The following is a 21873-nucleotide window of genomic DNA, read 5'->3' as shown; positions in this document are numbered from 1 at the left end:
GTTCGGTCTCGCGTTACGCCCATCGACAACTCATCGATCGAGGACACGCCTTGAAGATCCCCGCTCACGCTCCGCTGCACCTGCTGCATCAGACTTCCACCGGCACGCTCGCCACCCACGCGCGCGAGCCGCACGGCTTCCCGTATCCGACGCTGCTGCCGTTCGCGCCGGATGCGCGGCATCGTCCCGTCATCCTCGTGAGCCGGCTTGCCGAGCACACGCGCAATCTGCAGGACGATTCGCGCGCGGGTTTTCTCGTGGCGCAGCTGAGCGGCGAGGACGTGCTGAACGCGCCGCGCATGACGCTGCTCGGCGTGTTCGAGCCAAGCGATGCCGAAGCCGGTGCCGATTTTGATGCCGAAGCGCTCGCGCGCCGCTATCTGCGCTACCACCCCGATGCGGCACGCTATCTCGCGCTCGGCGACTTCACGTTCTGGACGATGCGCGTGGAGCGGTTGCGCTATATCGGCGGCTTTGGCGCGATGGGTTGGCTCGACGGCGCGGATCTCGACCCGCTTGAACCGCTCGCTGCCGGTGAGGAGGAAGCGCTGATCCGCTTCTTCGAGACGCATCCGACGCGGCGAGACGGTCTCGCGCTGCTAGGCGTGGACCGCTACGGCGCCGATCTCGCCATCGACGGTATACGGACGCGCTATGTTTTCGAGGCACCGCAGAGCGACACCCAATCCTTGCATGCCGTGCTAGCCGATTGCCTCGCGCGGCACGCAAGCTGAGTATTTTTCTAGAAGGCGGCGGGCGCTGCTCGCTGCCGCTCTTGGGGCATTACGTAATTTCAAGATAATCGAGGGGGGCTGTCGAAAGTTCGCATGGGATGAAATGTTTGCGCTTTTTTGCCCTTTTAATTTTCACGCGCTGCGAATTATGAGAGCCGGATTTATCTGGAAAAAGGAGCGTTGGGTGCAAATACTGATTTGCACGAAATGACAGATCTTCAAGACCGAACGCGGCACTGAACGGTGCCTAAAACATCTTAATTATTTTTATTGCCCGCGCTTTTCGCGACATTCGATTCTGTGTTAATCTCGCCTGCAATTTCCGAGGCGAATCAACTGTCAATGGACATACTGACGCAAGATCGGTAGTCGTCATTAATTAGCAAACCACCAGGATACCTATGTCTTCCTACAAAGAACTCCTCGCGCAGCGAGAGAAGCTGGAGAAGCAGATTGAAGAGGCGAAGGCACGTGAATATGCCGAAGTCCTCGACGAGATCAAGCAGAAAATGGCCGACTACGGCATTACCGTGGCCGAACTCGGCAGCGGCCGTGGAGCGGGCAAGGGCGCCAAAGCAGCCAGCCGCTCGCGTGCAAGCGTTGCACCGAAATACCGCGACCCTGAAACCGGCAGCACGTGGTCGGGCCGTGGCAAACCTCCGCGCTGGATTGCCGGTAAGGATCGCGAAAAGTTCCTGATTGAGAAGTAAATCGCCATCTGGCGATGGGCCTTGCGGCCCGCCAAGCGAAAAAGCCGCGCCGTCGTTGGGACATGCGCGGCTTTTTTGTTGTCTTCTTACCGTTGCCTTGCGGTATTGCTGCGCGCGGAGGAACGCGAATACGAAGTGTTCTCGTAGTCAGCTGATTTAAAAGAAGATTCCAGGGTTATCTCCAATTGGCCAGGGTAGGGCCATTACAATCGCAGCTATTCCACGCTCGCGTTTTGTATCGCATGTCCTCCACCACTGCCATATCGTCATCGGATAAACAGCGCGTTGCGCGCAAGACCACGCTTGCCAGCGTCGGCGTCAATTCGGTGCTGGTCGTGCTGCAAATCGCGGTTGGCGTGTTTGCGCATTCGCAGGCCTTGATCGCCGACGGCGTTCATTCGCTCTCCGATCTCGTTTCCGATTTTGTCGTGCTGCTCGCGAACCGCCATAGCGGCGCAAAGCCGGACGCCGATCACAATTACGGCCACAGCCGTTATGAAACAGTCGCTTCGTTATTTCTCGGCGCACTGCTGATTGCCGTGGGCGTGGGCATGCTCGCGCGCGCCGGCACGCGCATCGCCAATCTTGACGACATTCCGCCGGTTCACGCGAGCGCGCTCGCGGTGGCCATGCTCGTGCTCGTCTTCAAGGAAGCGCTCTTTCGTTACATGCTGCGCGAGGCGCAGCGCGTGCGCTCGGCGATGCTGATCGCCAACGCGTGGCATGCGCGCTCGGACGCGGCTTCGTCGCTCGTGGTCGCTATCGGCATCGTGGGCAGTCTCATGGGCGTGCGGCTACTCGACCCGATCGCGGCGGCCATCGTCGGCTTCATGGTCGCGCGCATGGGTTGGGTGTTCGGCTGGGACGCGCTCCAGGATCTCTCCGATCGCGCGCTCGACGAAGCCACCACCGCCGACTTGCGCACGCTGCTGCTTGGCACGCCCGGCGTGCTCGACGTGCACGAAATGCGCACGCGCAAGACCGGCGACCTCGCGCTCGTGGACGCGCATATCCTCGTCGATCCGCTGATCTCGGTTTCGGAAGGGCACTACATCGCGGAGACGGCGCGCGCGCGCCTGCTCATCGACCCGCGCGTGCTCGATGCGCTGATCCACGTCGATCCCGAGGACGACATGCATGTGCGCTCGGTCGCCAATCTGCCGCCGCGCAGCGAGGTCGCGAATGCGCTGCGCGAGGCGCTGGCGGCGCACGGCGTGAGCGTGGAGGCGGTGACGCTTCACTACCTGAGCACGGGGCTCGAGATTCAGGTCGTGCTGTCGGCGCACGACGACGCGAGGCGTCTCGATGGCATCGACATGCAGGCGCTCGCACGAACGCTCGGCGCGAGCAAGCTGGAGGTGGTGCAGGCCGCAGCGACGGTGGCGGATTCGGGATCAACAGGAACGTCGCGCGGCATCCGCTAGCCGGGCCGCAGCTCAAAGCGGCAATTGGGTGTCGAACTTGATTTCGCGAAGCACGACGCTCGTGCGCACCTGCGCGACAGCCGGAATGCGGAAGATGCGCTCGTGCAGGAAGGCGTCGTAGGCCTTGATGTCAGGCGCAACGATCTTGAGGATGTAATCCGATTCGCCGGTCGTGCTGTAGCACTCGGTCACTTCCGGGCAGGTGGCAATCTCGCGCTCGAACTCCTCGACGCCGCCTTCGGTGTGCCGCGTGAGGTGGATATGCGCGAGCGCGCAGACGTGCAGGCCCAACTTCTCGCGGTCGAGCAGCGCCGTGTAGCGCTGGATCACGCCCGATTGCTCCATGTCCTTGATGCGGCGCCAGCATGGTGTGCTGGAAAGCCCCACCTGATCGGAGATTTCCTGCACCGAGCGGCGCGCGTCGAGCTGCAAAAGGCGCAGGATCTTCTGAGAGAACGTATCGAGTGTCAAATGCGCCTCCATGTGCGTCGCCGTATTCCCGAATGTTAGAGGTCGGAAAAACGAAACGCAATGCAAACCGCACCTGACGAGGCAGATTCCCTAATTTGACGCTCAGGTGACGGTTTTTTGCCCTGAGGCGTCCCCATCATCGAGCGCTGTTGTTGTCGTCGCTGCTGCCGCTTGCGAGGCTTGTTGCGCGCGCAGGTCGGCGAGCATGTTACAGAAGAGCGCGCCTTGCTCGATGGCGTCGTCGAGCGCGACGTGGGTGTGCGGATGATCGTCGAACCAGTGCTTCGGAAAGCGCGGCTTGATGCACTTGCGGTACGGCAGGCCGGTCATCGCGAACGCGAGCGTCTTGATGTCGAGCGCCGACCACGAGAACGGGCAGCGCCCCGTGAAACGCATCATGTACCAGAACATGAAAGTGAAATCGAAACCCGCCGGCATGGCGACGAACACGGGCTTGCCGGGCAGCGCCTCCACCCACTCCACATAGGCATTGAGCGCGGCGGCCGGATCCAGCAGATCCTTGCGGCACGCGGCCCACGCCTCGGGCTGCGTTTCCCACCAGGCGGCCTGCACCGGATGCGGCGCGGCGCCTTCGAGCGTGGCGAGATTCGCCGAGAAGGTGGCGATCAGACGCTTGTCGGCGGTGTAGGCCGCCGACGCGAAGCTCAGCATCGAGTGCGGGCCGGGGATCGGACCATCGGCCTCGACGTCGGTGCTGACGTAGATCTCTTCAATGGCGACTTGATTCGCTGGGTTCATGAGCAGGATTCGTTGACGGTTTGACGCGCGTTGGTGAACGTGGCCGGGCGCCCGGCTTGCCCGGCGCTCATCCCCAAGGTGCCTCGCTCGCGCCGCCGGAGACGCCGGGCACACTGTCTGCTACGTACGGATTGGTGCGGCGCTCCTCGCCGAAGGTCGAAACCGGACCGTGGCCCGGCACGAACGTGACGTCGTTGCCGAGCGGCCAAAGCTTCTCCCGGATCGAGCGGATCAGGTCCGCGTGATTGCCGCGCGGAAAGTCGGTGCGCCCGATCGAGCCCGCGAACAGCACGTCCCCCACCAGCGCGATCTCATGCTTGCGGCTGAAGAACACCACGTGCCCAGGCGTGTGACCGGGACAGTGATAGACCTCCAGCTCCTCATCGCCGAAGCGCACGGTGTCGCCGTTCCCGAGCCAGCGGTCCGGCTCGAACGCCTGCGCATGACCAAAGCCAAAGCGCTCGCTCTGCTGCGGCAACTGATCGATCCAGAAACGCTCGTCCTCATGCGGACCGATGATCGGCACGCCGAACTTTTCGGCCAGCTCCTTGGCGCCCGCGCAGTGATCGAGATGGCCGTGCGTGAGCAGTACCTTTTCGAGCTGCACGCCCTGGCGCGCGATTTCGGCCTCGATGCGATCGAGGTCGCCGCCCGGATCGACGACGGCGGCGCGCCCCGTTGTCTCGCAGACGAGGAGCGAACTGTTTTGCTGGAACGGCGTGACGGGAATCAGCGTGACTTTCATGCGCGCGGCTCTTGGATGACGTGTGTTGCGTGGGCCTGGACCGGCCAAAGACCCGATTGTACCGGGGCGCGCAAGACGTCGCCCGGGCCCGCCGAAGGGCATCCGCTCGCCTTGTCAGACAAGACGCGCGATGGGTGAGACAAACGGCTTTGTTACATCAATAGTGAAAAATCATGGAGTTTTCTACCAGGAAAGGATGGCAAGAATTACTTTTGGGTATAATGCGCTCCATCAAGCACGTTACGCGTGCGTTCACTGGGCGATGTGACCCGCAGTAAAAAATGGGTCGTGATGCATCGCCGTCAAGCAGTGCCGTCGAAGAAGGCTGGCTAAACAGGCTGCCTTACAAGACGGCAAATCAGGTGCCGATCCGTTCGGCACCGCACGTCTTGCCCAGCCAGGCGCCACGCGCCTGCCACGGCCTTGCTGCCGTGACGCTGGGTGGGGCCTACGCCGCCGTTCCTGTACGTCGTGTGTTACCGGCGTGCCAGAACGTGTACATCGCGTTCGATGGCGGCATGTGGGGTCTGGTCAGGCTGCCGGGGACAGGCTGCGCCAGACGTGAAAGAAAACCAGCGGTTAGCGGCCTATGGGGCCGCATCCGGGTATGGGCATTCGCTCGCCGTTTTTCATCGATCGGCGGGTGGGGTGTGCTTTTGCCTGCGACCGCCGGGGCCATCCAGCAACGCGCAACCAAGGCGCGGGACGGCCCCGAAACGTGATGGCTAACTTTATGAAATTCGGACTTTCTCGACGACGACTCGGAAGTCTTGCAGCCGTGTCCGTGCTGGCCGGTTGTGCCGTGCCGCCCGGTCCGCAGGACCAGGCGCAGGGCAACGCGCTCAGCACCAAAAACGCCGCGCATACGGCGTTCGCCGCGCCGCAGAGCTATGGCTCCGGGTTCGGGACGCTGCCCGCAGCGAGCGCCGGCAAGGACAACTCGCTTGCCGACGCGCAGCCGATCGACGAAAACGCGCCTAACGTCGGCTCGTTCCACCAGATCGGCCGCGCCTCGTGGTACGGCCGCGCGTTCCACGGTCGCAAGACCGCGAGCGGCGAGCGCTTCAACATGAAGGCGCTGACCGCCGCGCATCGCACGCTGCCGCTCGGCTCCTACGTGCGCGTGAGCGTGCCCAATACCTCGAAGTCGGTCGTGGTGAAGATCAACGACCGTGGTCCGTACGCGCGTGGCCGCGTGATCGACCTGTCCTATGCGGCGGCGAAGATGCTGGGCCTGCAGCACGCGGGCACGGCGAAGGTGAATATCGAAGGCCTCTCGCGCCAGGAAGCGAAGGCCGCTCAAGCGGAAATGCTGGCGGCGAACTCGAACAGCAACTGAGAGCCGTTGCGCTGAAAGAGCGTTATTGATTTGGCGTGTTTCGTCCGTGTTGGCGCGTGGCGCGCACCGGATGCTGCACACCGGACGAGTCTGGTAAGGCTTGAGATACATAAAGGGCCGCATCGATACATCGACGCGGCCCTTTGGTTTTTCTGCCGTTTTTCTGTCGCTTATCGGCACTGCATCGCTCGATGCAGCGCGTGCCTTTCTATCTAGTTAGCGCGGCTCAGCCCGCGTCTTCCTCACTGTCTTCATCCTTCAGTTCGAGCGCGCGCGCATAGAGCGCGTTGCGCGACGCACCCGTGAGCGCCGCCGCAATCTTCGCCGCGCCCTTCACCGGCACCTCTTCTAGCAGCACGCGCAGCAGCGCATCGTGATCCGCCTCGCCGGACGCCTGTGGGCTCGCACCTTCCACTGCCAGCACGAACTCGCCGCGCTGACGATTCGCATCGGCGGCGAGCCACGCTGGCCCTTCGGCCAGGGTGCCGCACCAGAGCGCTTCGTGTAGCTTCGTCAATTCGCGGGCGATCAACAGACGCCGGGCCGGACCGAATGCATCGGCGAGCGCCTGCACGGTTTCGACGATGCGATGCGGCGCCTCGTAGAACACCATCGCGTGCGTATGCGACACGAGCGCTTGGAGCGCGGTTGAGCGTTGCTTCGGCTTGGGCGGCAGAAAGCCCAGGAAGGTGAACGTCGCGACCCAGTCGCCCGCCGCGGAAAGCGCGGTGGCGAGCGCGCTCGCGCCCGGCAGGGGCACGACCTGGAAACCGGCGGCGCGCACGGTATCGACGAGCTTCGCGCCGGGGTCGGAGATGCCGGGCGTGCCCGCGTCCGAGACGCAGGCCACGCGTTCGCCCGCGCGCAAATGCTCGATCACGCGCAGCGCCGCTTCGCGCTCGTTGTGCTCGTGCACGGCGACGAGCGGCTTCGAAATGCCATAGCGCGTGAGGAGTTGGCCCGTGTTGCGCGTGTCCTCGGCGGCGATGCGATCGACGAGACCGAGCACATGCAGCGCGCGCAAGGTGATGTCGGCCGTGTTGCCGATGGGCGTCGCCACGACGTACAGCGTGGCGGCCGGGTATTGCTGGGCTTGGGCGAGTTCGAGGAGGGACGTCATGACACGGAACGCGCGAACGCAAGAAAAGAGGCCGACATTGTGCCATGCAGGCGAAGGCGCGGCGGCGCAAAGCGCGAACCGGCGCGAGAGCGGCGCACCGGTATCGCGCACCGGCGCAGACACGGGTGGATCTTCGAGGTCACGCCGCGACAACTTTTCTACACAAGGCCGGTCCAACGCCGCAGGGCGCGCCGCCGAGCGCCGCGAGGCGGGCGCACGGTTTGAATCGCACGCACTCGTTTTTTTGCAGCGTCAGCGCCTCGTGCTGGTCGCGCGCAATGTGCATTGCCGTGCTGGCGAAATCGACCTGGTGATGCGCGATCGTGACGGTACGCTCGTCTTCGTGGAAGTGCGCGCACGCACGCGACACGGTTACGGCGGCGCGGCGGCGAGCGTGGGCTGGTACAAGCAGCAGCGCATCTTGCGCGCGGCGCGCTATTACCTGACGGGCCTGGCGATGCGCGCGGATGCACGGGAGACGTTGCCGCCGGCGTGCCGCTTCGACGTGGTGACGTTCGACGGTGGGCGCCTCACGTGGCTGCGCGACGCGTTTCGCGAAGACGGGCGTTGAGCAGGCGAAGCGTAAGCCGACGTATGTGCCAGGCGCCTTCCCACGAGACGCCGGGCGCGAAAAAAAGCGGCCTGGAAAGCGCGTGTGGAAAAGAACGCCGGAAGATAACGCGCGTGAGTGCGCTAAACTTGCGGCACACCGCATTCACGCGGAATATTCGCGATACCCGCAGTACAGATTAGAGAGTCGATGTCCGTCGAACGAATTCAACAGCACTTTCGCGACAGCGCAGCAGTCAAGCTCGCCGCGATGGAAGCCTTGGCCGTGCCGATTGCCGCCGCGGTCGATACGATGTTCGCCGCGCTGGCGAACGGCAACAAAATTCTCGCATGCGGCAACGGCGGCTCGGCCGCCGACGCCCAGCACTTCGCCGCCGAACTGATCGGCCGTTTCGAGCGCGAACGCCCGGGCCTGCCCGCGCTCGCGCTCACGACCGACGCCTCCGTGCTCACCGCACTCGCGAACGACTACGCCTACGACCAGGTGTTCGCGAGACAGGTGCGCGCGCTCGGCCAGCCCGGCGACGTGCTGCTTGCCATCACGACGTCGGGCAATTCGGAGAACGTGCTGGCCGCCATCCAGGAAGCGCACGAGCGCGAAATGATCGTGATTGCGCTGACCGGCAAAGGCGGCGGCACGGCCAACGACGTGCTCGCCGACACCGACATTCACCTGTGCGTGCCGTCCGAGCGGACCGCGCGCATCCAGGAAGTACACCTGCTGACGATCCACTGCCTGTGCGACGGCATCGACGCGATGCTGCTGGGCGACGACTGACACCGAAGGACGAAGGAGAGGGAGTTGATGAGCAGAAACAGCAAGATGTGCGCGCTGGCACGGACCACGCTGACGATCGGCTTCGCGGCCTCGCTGTGCGCGAGCCTGCAGGGTTGCTTCCTCGCCGTTGCGGGAGCGGCCGCCGCGGGCGGCACGGCACTGGTGGCGACCGACCGGCGCACCGTGGGCGCGCAGACCGAAGATCGCGAGATCCAGGTGAAGGCGCTCAAGGACCTGAACAATGCTCTACCCGATGCCTCGCACGTGAACGTGGCCGTGTTCAACCAGCGCGTGCTGCTGACGGGCGAAGTGCCCGACGACGCATCGAAGCAGAAGGCCGAGACCATCGTGCGCGCCATCGCGAACGTGGGATCGATCATCAACGAACTGGCGGTGCAGCCGGCGAGCTCGTTCACATCGCGTGCCAACGACTCGTACCTCGAAGGACGCGTGAAGAGCGAGCTGGTGGCCTACAAGGACATCTCGGCGAACAACTTCAAGGTGGTGAGCGAGCGCGGGGTTGTCTATCTGATGGGCCTCGTGACCACGCAGGAAGGCAATATTGGCGCGAATGCCGCGAGTACGGTGCCGGGCGTGATGCAAGTGGTGAAGTGCTATCAGTACATCCAGCCGCAGCAGGCGATGGCGGCGAATGCCTCGGCCAGTGGGAATGGTCCGACGCCCGCGCCGGTGAGCGCAGCCGACGCGCCGACCGTGGGTGCAGTGCCCGATGCGGGTGTTAGCTCGAAGCCGCTCGATCAGCAATCGCCCGCGCCGGTGAAGGATTCCTCGCCGGTGCACCCGGGTAGCAGTGGGACGACGATGTGATGGTGGCGCGTTCTTCTATTTTGCTTGGGCGTTTGGTTGCGGGGTTGGTGGGCGGGATGCTCGTTGGGGTGGTGGGGGTGTCTTCGGCTTTTGCTGCTGTGGGCGATGGGGCGGTTGTTGCAAGGTCCAATGCGTGCATGGGGTGTCATGCGGTGGACCGGAAGCTGGTGGGGCCTTCGTTTAAGGATATCGCCGCGAAGTACAAGGGCGATGCAGGGGCGCAGGTTAAGCTCGAGAAGAAGGTGCGCGATGGTGGAGCCGGGGTTTGGGGCGCGGTTCCCATGCCGGCACATCCTCGGATGAGTGCTGGGGATGTCCGGGATGTAGTGGCCTGGGTGTTGGCTGGGGCGCCTTCTGCTAAGTAGTTTTCTGGGTCTTTTTTGGGCCCTTTAGTGTTTGAGATCGCGCAACTTTGCTGCTTGGCACAAGCGGAAATTGCTGTGCTAGAATCGTTTGGATAGTGGGGCGGTAGCTCAGCTGGGAGAGCGTCGCGTTCGCAATGCGAAGGTCGTGAGTTCGATCCTCATCCGCTCCACCAAAATTCCCTGTAAAAACAAGGCACTACATCTTGCGATGCAGTGCCTTGTTTTGCTTTGTTGAGCAGGTTTTGCATATCAGGTGTGGCAAATTTGTGGCAAACCACAGTGCCCCCAAGCCCCCTTGCGAGCCGCGCAGCGCATGACACTGCCAAACACTGCTAATAGACTGTCCCTGCCCGAGAAATTTGGGTTTGCCGCGCGCTGAAGACGTACAGAACGGCTACGAGACAAAAGCAAAAGATGAATGCGGGTATCCGAAATGGCCGAGGCTGTTGCGAACCTGTTCATGGTTGTCTTCTACCAGGCGGAGACAGGCCGGGCGACGCGCTCTGATTTCAGTGAAGCAATGATCGCTGTACGCCAAACATTGCAGCATTAGCGTGCTGAAATATCGACGCAACCCCAACGACCTACCGCCAGCCATGTCCAATGTGATCGAATTCCCCAAGAAAGACAAACAGCCCACTGCGGCGACAAAGCCGGCCGCAACCCCCAAGCCGGCGTCCCCAAAAGCCGAAGGTCACGGGCTGCTGGCCGGCCATGGTCAAAGCGGTATGGATCGTCACAGTGTTGCTTTGGCCGTTCGCACGCTGGATCATCGGAATTGAGGTTGGTTTCCAGTTCTTTCGGATGCTCTGGTACTGGCACACGCCGGGCGTGCATGCTGGCTGGACGTTCCTGCTGCACTTCGGCGTGTTGACCGCACTCACCTACTTCATTGCCTTCTACAAGCCTAAAGGGCTTTGACATCAGCCCAGGAAGGAGCACCAAAGATGACACGTCGAACGCGCAACCCAGACGGCACGCTCACTCTCAAATCGTTTTCCTATTTCGGGCCGGAAGAACATGCCGAAGAGGCGTTCCGGCGGGAGCTAGCGGAAATCGAGGAACACAATCGCGAGGCTTTGGCCGAGTGGAACCACCTGGCGCCCGAGGAACGGGAGCGTCGAACCCGTGAATTCGAGGCGCGTGAAGCAAAGTTCCACGCTTCTACCGCTCAATGGGAATCTCTACCCTTTAATCCACAAATCGAACGGAGCGAAATCCCAACGTTCCTATGAGCATCGAAAACCACGCCCTCAATCAATAATGACGGCTCGGGCCTATCTGCGCGAGCCGTCATGTGCTCTTTATTGTCAGTTTGCTTTGCTATTAAGCTTCATGTACTTCGATAGTTGCGCCCTGAAGAACTCATCGTCACTGAAATTTTTCAATCCAGCGTTGACGCAGTCCTTGAGCCGCGCGACAGCATCTTCATTATCTGGAATCACTCTGACAATGCGAATCAACAAAGCAAGCAATGTTGTGGTCGGATAAGGATCTTGCGCGCCCCTATTAACGCGCTCCATTTCCAATAACTGCACACCTTCATGATACAAAGAATTATCTTCGCACCCACTCGCAATGTACTTTTCCAAGAGGGCCGTACCCAGCGAATGTCGGGTTTGAAATGAGTCATAAAAATTAAGGCCAGTTCGGAAACAATCAATTGCCTCATCCCAGCACTTCATTTTCCGATAATAACGCCCAAAATGAAGCCAGAAAACCCCATCCTGACCGAAGAATCTTTGCGCCTCGTGATACGTTTTCTCGGCGTCCTCTCGGCGAGTAGCCTCTGGGAAAAACGAATCATACAAAAACTCAAACGAAATAATTTCTTTATATATGCGATATGACAGCGGATGCAGCCGAATATCATCAATCGTGAATTTTCTTGATAGAAACTCCAAGATACCAACGACAGTCTCCACTCGACCAGAATGCGCAATGCAGTTATCAAAGTAATATTGAGCAATGATTCTATGCCGACACTTGACAGCGCCAGCCTTAGGATGTGCGACCAACACGCCGGCAAGCTCCGCAGCCAAACATCTACTCACATCTTCCATTCTCTCGGATAGAAAGCCAGCGATATAGTCAATCGGGACGGCAAAATCTTGTGCGCTGAGGATGGAAACCACATCCAAAATTTTCCGTGGCAACCCCTCTGGCACCGAATAGTATTCCTCGAATATCTTCTGCTCAAAATTTTCATGTGATGTAAGCGAAAACAGAGCACTCAACAGATCACCAGAGTACCCTCGCTCCTTATCAACAATAATCCGAGCCCGTTTTGTAATTTCATAATCCGAAAAATTCGGGATTATCAATCCACTTGATTGAATTTTTTCTGCAATTAGTTTTGCGTCATCTATATTAAGCTCTGGAAATTCAAAATATTCCGATCTGCTTGGATCAGCGATCTGTCGATAACTCTTTCGATGCTCACTAGTGCGATCTTCAAGAACAAACAAGCAATAAGGCTTGTTGTAATCTTGAAGGCGATCCGCAATGAAATTTATTGCAAAATAATATTCTGCTGATGAATAGAAAACAAATATCGTCTTTTCTCTAAATCCCTCAATCATTCGTTTGAGGAAATCGGTATCTATTTCACGGTTATTGTCGAACTCGTAAATATACGGATAGGTTCTAACAAGCTCACGTACCGCCCCCCTAATAGCGGTCGTTTTTCCAGATCCACTGGGGCCTGTAATGTGCAACACACCAATCCCTGTAGCGCTACCTTGCATCTGCGCCAGCACCCGAGTTGTGATTGTTGTCACCACAGAAGTTGTGGCATGTGCATCGTTGACGATATAGAACCAATCCGGATCGGAACCAGTGATAAAGTGACGCAAGATACCTGTCTTGGTCTTCGCCTCGTCCATTTCGGCAACAGCGACTCGGAATGTGCTTCGGAACCACGTCATTGCTTTTATGTCAGAAACAGCCTTTTTGACACTTGGGGTGGAGTTTAAAACGATATCCGCCATACTCCTCGGCGTAGACACTGCAAAAAGTTCAGTAAAAAACTCTTCCGCAGTGCAGTCCAAGACTCTATACCCAATTGCAGCGTAATTTTCCGCCTTAATTTCATCAGGATTTGGCATTACTATAAAGTTAGCTGCGACTCCGGAGGTCTGATATGTCCCCTCGCGAGCTGCCAAATACGAATCAATATCGGATTCATCTAACTGGTTACCAACCACGATTAACCCGCCAGCAAAAATCCTGGCAGCCAAATCCCGATGCCAATCCAGCACCTTAACGGTAGCCTTTGCATACTCAAGCGATGAGAATATAAATCCCTCATCGAGCTTGAGGCAGCTTCCATGGATGGAGACAACTGGAATACTGCCAATTGCATTGCTCAGAATGCTAGGGTCTGAGTAGTTGGCAAAAACAAAATCCCCTCCGAGCTTTCCTTTCCTCTCGCATTGCACATGAGCAACATTCAAGACGTTATCAATATTCGTTGTATAGATTCGAGCCCAAGGGTAGGAAAAAATTCGTTCCTGCCACGGAAGCGCAGATTTGACCGTGAAACACTCCGCTAGAAATCCCTCGAAGTTGGGAATCTCACGATTCCCTAGCAAATAGGCATCCTTAAGATTCGTTCTTAAGCCAGGCTTTTTTCCGCTCTTTGTCAAAATCAAGTCGCGAAGACCATCCCCAGTGGGCAATGGACCCAAACCAGAAGAGTTCACCAAAGAGAATCCAGCACCGAGCAAGAGTGATGCCTCCGCCTTCTGTAAGAGCGGTGCAATCTCAGTGCGAATTACTTCCCGAACCTCATCTTTCATCTGAATTTCTCCCGCAACGGGTTTGCCCAGTCGCGATGCCTGTTTGAGTAACGCTAAAGATAGCACCCACTTTGTACTTCAACTAATCTTGCCACACGCCATGCGCAGAAAATAACACCTCATACCAAATTTTCTGTAAGTTGCGCTGAGAACCAAGCATGACCGACCGTGCCCTTTAGTTCAGTCGCTTTGCCAACTCTTCAGCCTTGGGATGGTAGTACCGCATCAACATACGCGGGTCTTTGTGGCCGGTAATCTTCGTCAACTCGTGCATTGGAAAAATTGACGCCAAGCGGGATGTCGCCTCGTCCCGCAGATCGTGAAACTGCAAATCCACCAGGAACCCGTCCAATGGCTGTTCTCCGGCCTCCTGGCACTTTTCCTCGTACCGCTTACGCGCCCGCTCCACGGCCCGCTCAAACGCTCTCGTGACCCCATCGGCCCGGATACCAAACGCCTCCACGGCAAGCTCGTAATCACGCAAGACTGAATAAAACGACAATCAGCAACCCCGGCCACCACCGGGGTTCACAGTCCTACCCCTCCCGAATCTCCGCCTCCACCAGCGTCTTAAGCAGCGCCACCGACTCCTGCCACCCGAGATAACAAGCCTCAACCGGAATAACCTCAGGAATCCCTTCCTGCACGGCAATCAACTCTGTCCCACAAAACACAGCGCGAAGCGAAACCGTAGTCTCCATCACCCCGGGCAGATTCGGATCATCAAACACCCCCGTATACCGAATCCGCTCATTAGGCACGAGTTCCAGATACTCCCCACCAAACGAGTGACTCGCTCCATTAGTGAAGTTCGTAAACGACATCCGATACGTCCCGCCCACAACCGCATCGAGCTGATGCACGGTCCCAGTAAACCCATTTGGCGGCAGCCATTTAGCTAGCGCAGCCGCATCAAGAAACGCGCGATAAACCCTCTCAGGCGGCGCGGCGAAAACACGATGAATTCGAACGGTACTCGTAGGCATCTCTATCCTCCAGACAGGCGCAAGGGCGCAAAGGCGCGGGCAATAGAACGAACCAAAGCATCCAGGATTCTAGGCGACAGTCAGGCGAAAGCCACCCAAGCGAGCCCCGCACCGCAGCAATCCACCGCAACACCCCAACCCGTCCCATTGGCCTAAACTCCCTCTATGACCCGGGCCACCCGCCCGACCAGTCCCTCGGAGGCCACCATGCCCACCGCCCAGCTTGAGACTCAAAAAGTCGACTACGAAGGTTTCGAGATCCACGTCAGCGCCATGCCGGTCCAGGAAGGCGGCACGCGCTACACCTACACCGCCTACGTCTGCCACCCAGGCGCGGATGTCGCGCTTCCGGGCCACTCGGTCCCGTTCCACGCGGACGGCGACGAAAGCTTCCGCAGCGAGCAGGATGCGGTTGAAGAGGCGGCGCAGGTGGGGCGGAGCATCATCGAGGGCACGCATCCCGATCTATCGGTGCTTTCGCTCGTGACCCACGGCTACTAGCCGGACAGGCAAGCTGAGCAACTAACAGCCACCGCAGCCAACCCAGTCACGGCGCGCACAAAAGCGGTGCAGCGTCCCTGCTGCGCCCGGAGCCAGTTCGCGCGCACCAGACCCACACACCCAGCGCGTCACAGCAAACCCCGCAACACAAGCTCCCCGCTGCATCAACCCCACCGTTGCGCATCCCCATCGCTTTCCAAAAAATGCCGCTCTGCAGCAAGACAGGCATTGCGCGCCCCCATCGTTCCTTACTAACATTTCGGCTTCTGCAAGGCACCGGGCTGTGCGCGCGCCAACAAAGCGTCGCCGCACCGTCTCGCCGCCGCAATAACTCACCGTTCAGCACCCTCATGACCAGCCCCTCGCACAAGAAGGCTGCGCTTGCCGCTGCCTGCGCCGTCACTTTCGTCTGCCTGAGCGCATCCGCGCAGGCCCAATCCACCGTCGCGCTATACGGCGAGGTCGACACGGGCCTCGCCTACGCGAACAACGTCGGCGGCCACTCGCAATATCAGCTCACCTCGGGTCTCATCGACGGCAGCTTCTGGGGCCTGCAAGGCAGCGAGGATCTCGGCGGCGGCATGAAGGCGCTGTTCCGTCTCGAGCACGGTTTCGCGCCTGCCAACGGCACGGAGCTCAACGATCACCCGTACTACGTCGGCCTCGAATCGGAGTCGTTCGGCACGCTCACGCTCGGCCGTCAGTACGATTCGATCCACGACTATTTCGCGCCCTTCACGCTGACGGGCAACGCTGGCGGCACCGCGTTCGCGCATCCGTTCGACAATGACAACGCCAACAACTCGTATCTCGCCGCGAACTCGGTCAAGTACGCGAGCCCGAACTACGGCGGCTTCACGTTCGGCGGTCTGTACGCGTTCTCGAACGGCGCGGGCCGCTTCGCCGATAACCGTGCCTACAGCCTCGGCGCGAACTACTCGGGCGGTGCCTTCAGCGCGGGCGTCGCGTGGCTGCATAACAATGGCCGCGGCGCGACCGAAGCCGGCGCGTACGATCCGTACGCGCTGCCGGGCACGGGGGGCGCGGCGGGCTCGGTTATCGGCACGTTCGTCGGCAAGCAGGACACCATCGGCGTGGGGGCGAACTACGTCATCGGCGATGTGACGCTCGGCGCTGCGTGGTCGCGTGCGATCCAGACTGGTGTCGTCGATGCGGATAGCGGCGCGGGTCTGCCGTCCATCGCCTTCAGCAACTACGAACTCAATGCGGTCTGGCAGATCACGCCGAACGTGTTGCTCGCGGGCATGTACGTCTACACGAAGGCTTCGGCGGCGCACTGGCACGAGGGCGCGGTGCAGGTGGCCTATCAGCTTTCGAAGCGCACCGACGTCTACGCCGAGACGATCTATCAGCGCGCGACGGCGGGCGCGCCCGCGGCCATCAATTCGTTCGATCCGGCCAGCGGCCGCAACCAGCTCGTGGTCGCCACGGGTATCCGCCACCGCTTCTAAGCGCTGCTTTCGGGCGCTGCTTCCAGGCGCGCTTCCAGGCGTGTCTGTCCGTGCGCCGGTCGCCATATGACGGCCGGCGCGTAGTCCCCGGGCAGTCAAGGTGCCGGCCAGCGCGTCCGCGGTTGCGCTGCTACCATCGGCCGTTCCCCCCTTCTTCGCCGTCTTCAGCCCCGATGCTCGCGCTCAAGCTCACGCTCGTCCCGCTATTCCTGCTGTTCGTTTCGATGGCCGGCAAGCACTGGGGGCCGAAGGTCGCGGGCTGGCTCGCCGGGTTGCCCGTGATCGCGGGCCCGATTCTCTGGCTGCTCGTGATGGAGCACGGCAACGCCTTCGGCGCGCGCGCCGTCACGCTCTCGCTTTACGCGATCCTTGCTTCCGAGGCGTTCAATTTTGCGTACGCCTGGACGTGCCGCGCGCGGCCCTGGTGGTTTGCGCTCGCGGCGGGGCTGACTGCGTGGTTCGTCGCCGCGTGCCTGCTCTCGCGGCTGCCGGTGTCGTGGCCGTGGGCGCTCGGCGTGGCGCTGGCCGCGACGCTCTTTGGCCAGGCCTTCCTGCCGCGCAGTACCGCGGTTGCGGCCGGCGCGCCGCTCACGCGTACCGATCTCGCCGGGCGCATGGCGGCGGGCGCAGCGCTCACGCTTTCCGTCACGGCGATGTCCACGCGCCTCGGTCCCGTGTGGAGCGGTCTATTTGCGGTATTTCCGTTGCTCAGCAGCGTGCTGGCGGTCTCGTCGCATCGCGCGCACGGCGCGGCGTTCGTCATCGCGTTGTTGCGTGGGATGGTGCTCGGGCGCTTCGGGTTTGCGGCGTTCTGTCTGGTGTTGTCGCTGGGGTTGCAATATCAGTCGTCGACGCTGGCGTTCGCGGAAGCGGCGGCAATCGCCATGCTGGTTCAGGCGGCGAGCGGGCGTCTTGCGCGGCTCAAGCGCGCGGATCCTGCGCAAAGCGGCGTGCGTGCCGATACCGTTTCCACGGAGTAATTCCTCGGCGGGATCGGCGTAATCGGTGGGATCCGGCGGGGGAAAGGCGGAGAGCGGGAAGGGCAGGTTCGGCGCGCTGGCGCCACGTGGCGCGAACCGTTTCCGTCATACATGCCACGCCAGGAAGAGCGAACCGTGACCGCGACGCCAGATAGCGCGGAAAAAGGCCCGGACACCAGGTGTCCGGGCAAGCCGCCGGATCACCGGCGGCGGAGGTTTCCTGTGGATGTCTCGCGCGTGGCACACGAGACAACGTTACCTAACCTATACGATCAAAGACTAACGGGCCCGCTCTCAAGTTCCATCGAGAGCGGGCCCGTCTGGTGTGCTTCGCGCAGCGCGCCGCCCAAGCGGGGCGCTGCCTTCGACGGCGATTACTGGCCGAAGTAGACCGACTTGGCGGCCGGCGTCACGCGGGTGCCCGCTTGCGTCGAGCCGTTCGTCGAGGCGCCGTAGGCCGTGGTTTCAGCCGTTGCGTTCTGTTGCGCGACCTTCGCTTGCGCGGCTTGCAGGTCTGCCGGGTAGTACGGGCTCGCGACGCCCGGGCGGTAGCCGGCCTGCTCGAGTTGCGCGAGTTCTGCGCGCACCTGGGCGCGGGTCACCGGCTGGTTTGCTTGGGCGAACGAGAGGGCCGGGGCGGCAAGAACGGTAGCGGCGAGTGCTGCAGCGATCAGGGTCTTCATGGTAATTAACCTCCAAAATTTATCTTGAGAACCGTAACAATCGTTTGTTCGATTCGTTGATGTAACTTTATTGCAGCGCACTTCGAAGATAAATGTCGAGATGCGGTAAATATCGTTACGGAAATGAAGATAATTGCCGCCGACGGGGGATAAATCGGGTTGGCGACCCGGCGTGCGGGAGCGGAGGCGTTGCGTTTCAAGTGGTGAGGCAAAATAGTGCACCAGAGGCCGCGCGTGACACAGCCGTCACGGCAAACGCGATACCGCTTACCTTCGAGGAGATTTCCCATGAAAAACGCACTCGGCCGTCAAGCCGTGATCGCCGCCGCGTTGGCTGGTCTTGCAACGGCAACGGCAGGCGTCGCGCACGCCGACGACTCAGTGAACTGCTACGGCGTCGCCAAGGCTGGCCAGAACGATTGCGCTAGCAAGACCGGCGTGCACGACTGCGCGGGTCAGGCCAAGGTCGATCACGACAAGGGCGACTTCAAGACGATGCCCAAGGGCACCTGCGAAGAGCTCGGCGGCACGCCGGAAAAGTAACGCGTGGCAATCGCGGCGAAATGAGCGATGACATGAGCCGTGACATGAACCGTGACATGTATGGCGCGATGTTTGGCGGGGAAAGGCTCGATGCGAGCCGGGATACGGGTCTCGATACAGGTCTCGATACGCGGCGCCGCCGCGAGCGCGCTCATGGGATGTGCACGATGATGATGCATCCACACTCATGCACGAGTCCGGCGCAAGGCGTCGGCATCGGCTTGCGCCACGCGCACTATGGTGCGTTCATGCAGGCGCCACAGCCGGTCGGCTGGGTCGAGGTCCATAGCGAAAACTATTTCGGCGATGGCGGCTACGACCTGCATGTGCTCGAAACGGTGCGTCGCGACCTGCCCGTGAGTCTGCACGGCGTGGGCCTCGGGCTCGGCTCGGCGGCGCCGCTCGATGAAGCGCATCTCGCGCGTTTGAAGCGGCTCGTGGAGCGCATCGAGCCCGCGCTCGTCTCCGAGCATCTGTGCTGGGGCGCGACGCCCCACGCCGCACTCCACGATCTCTTGCCGATGTCGCTCACGCAGGCGTCGCTCGATCATCTGTGCGCGCGCGTCGCGCAGATGCAGGACACGTTGCGCCGGCGCGTGCTGATCGAAAACGTCTCCACGTATGTGCGCTTTCGTGACGATACCCAGGGCGAGACGGCCTTTCTGGCCGAACTTGCGCGCCGCACCGGCTGCGGCGTGCTGCTCGACGTGAACAATCTCTACGTGAACCAGTGCAATCACGGCGAGGACGCCCTCGAAGCGATGGCCGCGTTGCCGCGCGAGGTGGTGGGCGAGCTGCATCTCGCGGGGCATCGCGTGACGGCGACGGCGATGATCGACGACCACGGCTCGCGCGTCGCGCCTGACGTCTGGACGCTTTACGAGGCCGCGTTGCGCCGTTTCGGCCCGGTGCCCACGCTGATCGAATGGGACACCGCGGTGCCGCCGCTCGACGTGCTGCTCGACGAAGCGCGGCTCGCGCGCGAGTGCATGACGCGCATCGCGCGCATCACGCACGAACCGCTGGCGAGCGGGCAGGTGCGCACATGAGCGCCGATGAATCGTTAGCGTCGTTGCAGGCGGCCTTTGCCGCTACGCTCGACGATCCCGCCGCCGATGCCGCATTAGCGGCACATCTTCGGTCCGCCGAACACGACGCCGCCTTGCACGAGCGTCTTGGCCTCTATCGCGGCAATGTGCGTGCCGCGCGACGTGCTGCGCTTGCGAGCGCGTATCCGGTGCTTGAGGCGCTCGTCGGCGAGGCTTACTTCGATGCGCTCGCACTCGCTTATGCGAAAGCGCATCCTTCGCGCGACGCCGATCTGAATCGCATCGGCGCGGCGTTGCCGGCCTTCATCGAGCGCTACGAGACCGATGCGCGCTACGCGTATTTCGGCGACGTCGCGCGTCTCGAATGGGCGTTGCACGCGGCAGCCTTCGCCGCCGATGCGAAGCCGCTCGCCCCGGCGCAGTGGCAGGCGATCGGGGCGGAGCGTCTCATGTCGTCGCGGCTCGTGGTGCATCCGGCGTGCGCCGCGCTCGCGTCGAACTACGCGGCGCTCGCAATCTGGCGCGCACATCAGCACGACGATAAAAGCCGCGACGATAAAAACCTCGACGACGCAGGCCGCAAAGGAGCGCGCCAAAACACGTGGCCCGAAGACATCGATATGCCGGGTTGGACGCTCGTCGTGCGTCCGCGCTGGCGTCCCGCTGCGCTTGCGCATACACGGGCTGCGCACGAGTTGTTCATGGCGCTCCAGCGCGGCGCGACCCTCGACGAAGCGCTCGAAAGCGCGTTCGCCGTCGACGAGGCATTCGACTTCGCGAGCCAATGGTGCACGTGGATCGAGGCGGGCGCCATTGTCGGCCTGCAAGGCGAATGAAGCGCTCGGGCGGCGTCCAAACCGGGTTGAGCCGGGCCGGGCCGAATCGAGCCGACAATCTGCGTGCAATCAAATATTACCCGGGTGATATTGCTTCCTGTAATTTACCCGGGTAATATTTGCTCCATGATTCGACACAGGAGCAAGTCATGGCAGCGATGAATGAATCCGCGCCACGAGGCATGAGCGTCAGGGCTTTTGCGGGCACGCGGCTGATTGCGCGCGGTGCGCCGCTTGAGGTGGCGCTTGCGGTGAAGGCTGCGTTGGAAGATGGGGAGACCGCCCCTGTGCTGGTGTTCGACGACCGCGATGCGAGCCCGGTGGAGTTCGATCTGCGCGGCCGGGCCGCGGACGTGGCCGCGCGCCTCGCCGCTGATGCGGCCTGGCAAGCCCAGAGCGCGGATGGCGACGAGACGCAGCCGGAAGCACCCGGCGAAGACGCTCCGCGTGGCCGGGGCCGGCCCAGGCTCGGCGTGGTGGCGCGCGAGGTCACGCTGCTGCCGCGCCATTGGGACTGGCTGGCGGCGCAGCCCGGTGGCGCATCGGTGGTGCTGCGACGGCTAGTGGACAGCGCGCGTCATGCGAGCGACGCGAAGGATCGTGTGCGGGCGTCGCGAGAGGCGGTGCATCGTTTCATGACCGCGCTGGCGGGCAATCTACCCGGCTACGAGGAGGCGCTGCGCGCGCTATACGCTGGCGAGCGTGCGCGCTTCGAGGCGTGGAGCGTGGATTGGCCCGAGGGCGTGCGCGACTACGTGCGGGAACTGGCGCAAGGCGCGTTTGCTTGAGAGCGCAACGAGTCGCACATCGAGATGCAATCAGCCGGCGCGGCTTCGTTGTTCGTTGCGAGCCGCGCCGGCTAAAGTGGAAGAAATAAAAATACCCGGGCAAAAAAAATCCGCTCAGGCCACGTGGACATGAGCGGGAAGTCGGAGAGTTTACAAATTACAACCGCTGCATGAACTGTCATGGGGTCACGCAGTAGATCCAGTCTAAGTTGGCGGGTATTTCCGTCGATATAGGAGTACTCCGAAACTCCCGGCGGAGCTTTACGTGGCTCAGGGCAATCGCATGAAGCTCAAAGGCCGAGGATCTTCTCGCGGTACGGATCACTGGCGCTGGCTTTGAGCCTTCGGTTTTTCAGCCCAGCTTTCGTGGTCGTATCTCGTTTGAGCAGATT

General features: G+C 61.4%; 25 protein-coding genes, 1 tRNA gene and 1 pseudogene. 19 read left to right on the top strand and 8 right to left on the bottom strand.

The window, feature by feature from the left end; all coding sequences use genetic code 11:
• Positions 1-50: 50 nt before the first annotated feature.
• The 3 genes from L5014_RS21175 (at position 51) to L5014_RS21165 (ending at position 2868) form a co-directional block, all read left to right on the top strand.
• Complete coding sequence (locus tag L5014_RS21175) at positions 51-734, top strand: HugZ family pyridoxamine 5'-phosphate oxidase (protein WP_238465702.1); 684 nt, start codon at positions 51-53, stop codon at positions 732-734.
• Between the two features lie 401 nt (positions 735-1135).
• Entirely contained in the window at positions 1136-1444 is a 309-nt protein-coding gene (locus L5014_RS21170; protein WP_238465701.1) for an H-NS histone family protein, read from the top strand.
• Between the two features lie 242 nt (positions 1445-1686).
• Positions 1687-2868, top strand: a complete 1182-nt coding sequence (locus L5014_RS21165; RefSeq protein WP_238465700.1) for a cation diffusion facilitator family transporter — start codon at positions 1687-1689, stop codon at positions 2866-2868.
• Positions 2869-2880: 12 nt separating this feature from the next.
• Here the strand turns inward: L5014_RS21165 and L5014_RS21160 are convergent, their stop codons facing one another.
• The 3 genes from L5014_RS21160 to L5014_RS21150 all read right to left on the bottom strand — a co-directional run bounded on the left by L5014_RS21160 (position 2881) and on the right by L5014_RS21150 (position 4843).
• Entirely contained in the window at positions 2881-3351 is a 471-nt protein-coding gene (locus L5014_RS21160; protein WP_205710056.1) for an Lrp/AsnC family transcriptional regulator, read from the bottom strand.
• A 90-nt stretch (positions 3352-3441) separates the two neighbouring features.
• On the bottom strand, positions 3442-4098 hold the full coding sequence (locus L5014_RS21155; RefSeq protein WP_238465699.1) for a 3'-5' exonuclease family protein: 657 nt from the start codon (positions 4096-4098) through the stop codon (positions 3442-3444).
• Between the two features lie 67 nt (positions 4099-4165).
• On the bottom strand, positions 4166-4843 hold the full coding sequence (locus L5014_RS21150) for an MBL fold metallo-hydrolase (RefSeq protein ID WP_238465698.1): 678 nt from the start codon (positions 4841-4843) through the stop codon (positions 4166-4168).
• A 733-nt stretch (positions 4844-5576) separates the two neighbouring features.
• On the opposite strand from L5014_RS21150, the gene L5014_RS21145 reads away from it, so the two are divergent.
• Entirely contained in the window at positions 5577-6182 is a 606-nt protein-coding gene (locus L5014_RS21145) for a septal ring lytic transglycosylase RlpA family protein (RefSeq protein WP_238465697.1), read from the top strand.
• Positions 6183-6408: 226 nt separating this feature from the next.
• Here L5014_RS21145 and rsmI read toward each other — a convergent pair whose 3' ends face one another.
• Positions 6409-7302 (bottom strand): 16S rRNA (cytidine(1402)-2'-O)-methyltransferase, encoded by an 894-nt coding sequence (gene rsmI / locus L5014_RS21140; protein ID WP_238465696.1) that lies wholly within the window; start codon positions 7300-7302, stop codon positions 6409-6411.
• On the opposite strand from rsmI, the gene L5014_RS21135 reads away from it, so the two are divergent.
• The 8 genes from L5014_RS21135 (at position 7301) to L5014_RS21100 (ending at position 11078) form a co-directional block, all read left to right on the top strand.
• The gene (locus L5014_RS21135; protein ID WP_238465695.1) at positions 7301-7873 is read left to right on the top strand and encodes a YraN family protein; all 573 of its coding nucleotides are present in this window, start codon (positions 7301-7303) and stop codon (positions 7871-7873) included. The genes rsmI and L5014_RS21135 overlap by 2 nt on opposite strands.
• Positions 7874-8062: 189 nt before the next feature.
• Positions 8063-8650: a phosphoheptose isomerase gene (locus tag L5014_RS21130; protein ID WP_238465694.1), complete on the top strand. Its 588-nt coding sequence runs from the start codon at positions 8063-8065 to the stop codon at positions 8648-8650.
• A gap of 27 nt (positions 8651-8677) precedes the next feature.
• Positions 8678-9478, top strand: coding sequence for a BON domain-containing protein (locus L5014_RS21125; RefSeq protein WP_238465693.1), 801 nt, complete (start codon positions 8678-8680; stop codon positions 9476-9478).
• A gap of 56 nt (positions 9479-9534) precedes the next feature.
• Positions 9535-9843 carry a c-type cytochrome gene (locus L5014_RS21120; protein WP_238465786.1) on the top strand — a complete coding sequence of 103 codons (309 nt, stop codon included), beginning with the start codon at positions 9535-9537 and terminating at the stop codon, positions 9841-9843.
• 97 nt (positions 9844-9940) lie between these two features.
• A tRNA-Ala gene (locus L5014_RS21115) sits at positions 9941-10016 on the top strand.
• A 245-nt stretch (positions 10017-10261) separates the two neighbouring features.
• Positions 10262-10396, top strand: coding sequence for a type I toxin-antitoxin system ptaRNA1 family toxin (locus tag L5014_RS21110; RefSeq protein ID WP_476638959.1), 135 nt, complete (start codon positions 10262-10264; stop codon positions 10394-10396).
• Positions 10397-10482: 86 nt separating this feature from the next.
• On the top strand, positions 10483-10764 hold the full coding sequence (gene kleE / locus L5014_RS21105) for a KleE stable inheritance protein (RefSeq protein WP_338019311.1): 282 nt from the start codon (positions 10483-10485) through the stop codon (positions 10762-10764).
• 26 nt (positions 10765-10790) lie between these two features.
• A complete protein-coding gene (locus L5014_RS21100; RefSeq protein WP_238465691.1) occupies positions 10791-11078 on the top strand; it encodes a hypothetical protein in 288 nt (95 codons plus the stop codon).
• Between the two features lie 75 nt (positions 11079-11153).
• On the opposite strand, the gene L5014_RS21095 is transcribed toward L5014_RS21100, so the two are convergent.
• The 3 genes and pseudogenes from L5014_RS21095 to L5014_RS21085 all read right to left on the bottom strand — a co-directional run bounded on the left by L5014_RS21095 (position 11154) and on the right by L5014_RS21085 (position 14629).
• Positions 11154-13643 (bottom strand): P-loop NTPase, encoded by a 2490-nt coding sequence (locus tag L5014_RS21095; RefSeq protein ID WP_238465690.1) that lies wholly within the window; start codon positions 13641-13643, stop codon positions 11154-11156.
• Positions 13644-13818: 175 nt separating this feature from the next.
• Positions 13819-14097 (bottom strand): annotated as a pseudogene (locus L5014_RS21090) (tyrosine-type recombinase/integrase); the annotation flags it as partial.
• A gap of 82 nt (positions 14098-14179) precedes the next feature.
• Complete coding sequence (locus tag L5014_RS21085; protein ID WP_238465689.1) at positions 14180-14629, bottom strand: SRPBCC family protein; 450 nt, start codon at positions 14627-14629, stop codon at positions 14180-14182.
• Between the two features lie 207 nt (positions 14630-14836).
• On the opposite strand from L5014_RS21085, the gene L5014_RS21080 reads away from it, so the two are divergent.
• The 3 genes from L5014_RS21080 (at position 14837) to L5014_RS21070 (ending at position 17582) form a co-directional block, all read left to right on the top strand.
• Positions 14837-15130, top strand: coding sequence for a hypothetical protein (locus L5014_RS21080; protein ID WP_238465688.1), 294 nt, complete (start codon positions 14837-14839; stop codon positions 15128-15130).
• 350 nt (positions 15131-15480) lie between these two features.
• Entirely contained in the window at positions 15481-16602 is a 1122-nt protein-coding gene (locus L5014_RS21075) for a porin (protein ID WP_238465687.1), read from the top strand.
• Between the two features lie 173 nt (positions 16603-16775).
• Entirely contained in the window at positions 16776-17582 is an 807-nt protein-coding gene (locus L5014_RS21070; RefSeq protein ID WP_238465686.1) for a hypothetical protein, read from the top strand.
• A gap of 374 nt (positions 17583-17956) precedes the next feature.
• Here L5014_RS21070 and L5014_RS21065 read toward each other — a convergent pair whose 3' ends face one another.
• A complete protein-coding gene (locus L5014_RS21065; protein WP_238465685.1) occupies positions 17957-18265 on the bottom strand; it encodes a DUF4148 domain-containing protein in 309 nt (102 codons plus the stop codon).
• 288 nt (positions 18266-18553) lie between these two features.
• Here L5014_RS21065 and L5014_RS21060 point away from each other — a divergent pair, with 288 nt between their 5' ends.
• The 4 genes from L5014_RS21060 to L5014_RS21045 all read left to right on the top strand — a co-directional run bounded on the left by L5014_RS21060 (position 18554) and on the right by L5014_RS21045 (position 21481).
• A complete protein-coding gene (locus L5014_RS21060; RefSeq protein ID WP_238465684.1) occupies positions 18554-18808 on the top strand; it encodes a BufA1 family periplasmic bufferin-type metallophore in 255 nt (84 codons plus the stop codon).
• 44 nt (positions 18809-18852) lie between these two features.
• Positions 18853-19857, top strand: a complete 1005-nt coding sequence (gene bufB, locus L5014_RS21055) for an MNIO family bufferin maturase (RefSeq protein ID WP_238465683.1) — start codon at positions 18853-18855, stop codon at positions 19855-19857.
• Entirely contained in the window at positions 19854-20693 is an 840-nt protein-coding gene (locus tag L5014_RS21050) for an HvfC/BufC N-terminal domain-containing protein (protein ID WP_238465682.1), read from the top strand. The genes bufB and L5014_RS21050 overlap by 4 nt, the downstream gene beginning before the upstream one ends.
• 149 nt (positions 20694-20842) lie before the next feature.
• A complete protein-coding gene (locus L5014_RS21045) occupies positions 20843-21481 on the top strand; it encodes a DUF2239 family protein (RefSeq protein WP_420800109.1) in 639 nt (212 codons plus the stop codon).
• Positions 21482-21873 lie beyond the last annotated feature (392 nt).

It is taken from the genome of Paraburkholderia tagetis, from assembly GCF_022213065.1.
In the GTDB taxonomy this organism is placed as follows: Bacteria; Pseudomonadota; Gammaproteobacteria; order Burkholderiales; family Burkholderiaceae; genus Paraburkholderia; species Paraburkholderia tagetis.
The sequence above is the reverse complement of the archived record's forward strand: the minus strand, read 5'-3'. Positions and strand labels throughout refer to the sequence as shown.

Coding starts and splice junctions, on each gene's coding strand:
- L5014_RS21050 (WP_238465682.1), top strand. CDS start 19,854: ATGAGCGCCGATGAATCGTTAGCGTCGTTGCAGGCGGCCTTTGCCGCT.
- L5014_RS21100 (WP_238465691.1), top strand. CDS start 10,791: ATGACACGTCGAACGCGCAACCCAGACGGCACGCTCACTCTCAAATCG.
- L5014_RS21155 (WP_238465699.1), bottom strand. CDS start 4,098: ATGAACCCAGCGAATCAAGTCGCCATTGAAGAGATCTACGTCAGCACC.
- L5014_RS21095 (WP_238465690.1), bottom strand. CDS start 13,643: ATGAAAGATGAGGTTCGGGAAGTAATTCGCACTGAGATTGCACCGCTC.
- L5014_RS21085 (WP_238465689.1), bottom strand. CDS start 14,629: ATGCCTACGAGTACCGTTCGAATTCATCGTGTTTTCGCCGCGCCGCCT.
- L5014_RS21065 (WP_238465685.1), bottom strand. CDS start 18,265: ATGAAGACCCTGATCGCTGCAGCACTCGCCGCTACCGTTCTTGCCGCC.
- L5014_RS21170 (WP_238465701.1), top strand. CDS start 1,136: ATGTCTTCCTACAAAGAACTCCTCGCGCAGCGAGAGAAGCTGGAGAAG.
- L5014_RS21135 (WP_238465695.1), top strand. CDS start 7,301: ATGACACGGAACGCGCGAACGCAAGAAAAGAGGCCGACATTGTGCCAT.
- L5014_RS21145 (WP_238465697.1), top strand. CDS start 5,577: ATGAAATTCGGACTTTCTCGACGACGACTCGGAAGTCTTGCAGCCGTG.
- L5014_RS21110 (WP_476638959.1), top strand. CDS start 10,262: ATGCGGGTATCCGAAATGGCCGAGGCTGTTGCGAACCTGTTCATGGTT.
- L5014_RS21120 (WP_238465786.1), top strand. CDS start 9,535: ATGCTCGTTGGGGTGGTGGGGGTGTCTTCGGCTTTTGCTGCTGTGGGC.
- rsmI (WP_238465696.1), bottom strand. CDS start 7,302: ATGACGTCCCTCCTCGAACTCGCCCAAGCCCAGCAATACCCGGCCGCC.
- L5014_RS21070 (WP_238465686.1), top strand. CDS start 16,776: ATGCTCGCGCTCAAGCTCACGCTCGTCCCGCTATTCCTGCTGTTCGTT.
- L5014_RS21075 (WP_238465687.1), top strand. CDS start 15,481: ATGACCAGCCCCTCGCACAAGAAGGCTGCGCTTGCCGCTGCCTGCGCC.
- bufB (WP_238465683.1), top strand. CDS start 18,853: ATGAACCGTGACATGTATGGCGCGATGTTTGGCGGGGAAAGGCTCGAT.
- L5014_RS21060 (WP_238465684.1), top strand. CDS start 18,554: ATGAAAAACGCACTCGGCCGTCAAGCCGTGATCGCCGCCGCGTTGGCT.
- L5014_RS21160 (WP_205710056.1), bottom strand. CDS start 3,351: ATGGAGGCGCATTTGACACTCGATACGTTCTCTCAGAAGATCCTGCGC.
- L5014_RS21165 (WP_238465700.1), top strand. CDS start 1,687: ATGTCCTCCACCACTGCCATATCGTCATCGGATAAACAGCGCGTTGCG.
- L5014_RS21045 (WP_420800109.1), top strand. CDS start 20,843: ATGGCAGCGATGAATGAATCCGCGCCACGAGGCATGAGCGTCAGGGCT.
- L5014_RS21150 (WP_238465698.1), bottom strand. CDS start 4,843: ATGAAAGTCACGCTGATTCCCGTCACGCCGTTCCAGCAAAACAGTTCG.
- L5014_RS21125 (WP_238465693.1), top strand. CDS start 8,678: ATGAGCAGAAACAGCAAGATGTGCGCGCTGGCACGGACCACGCTGACG.
- L5014_RS21080 (WP_238465688.1), top strand. CDS start 14,837: ATGCCCACCGCCCAGCTTGAGACTCAAAAAGTCGACTACGAAGGTTTC.
- L5014_RS21130 (WP_238465694.1), top strand. CDS start 8,063: ATGTCCGTCGAACGAATTCAACAGCACTTTCGCGACAGCGCAGCAGTC.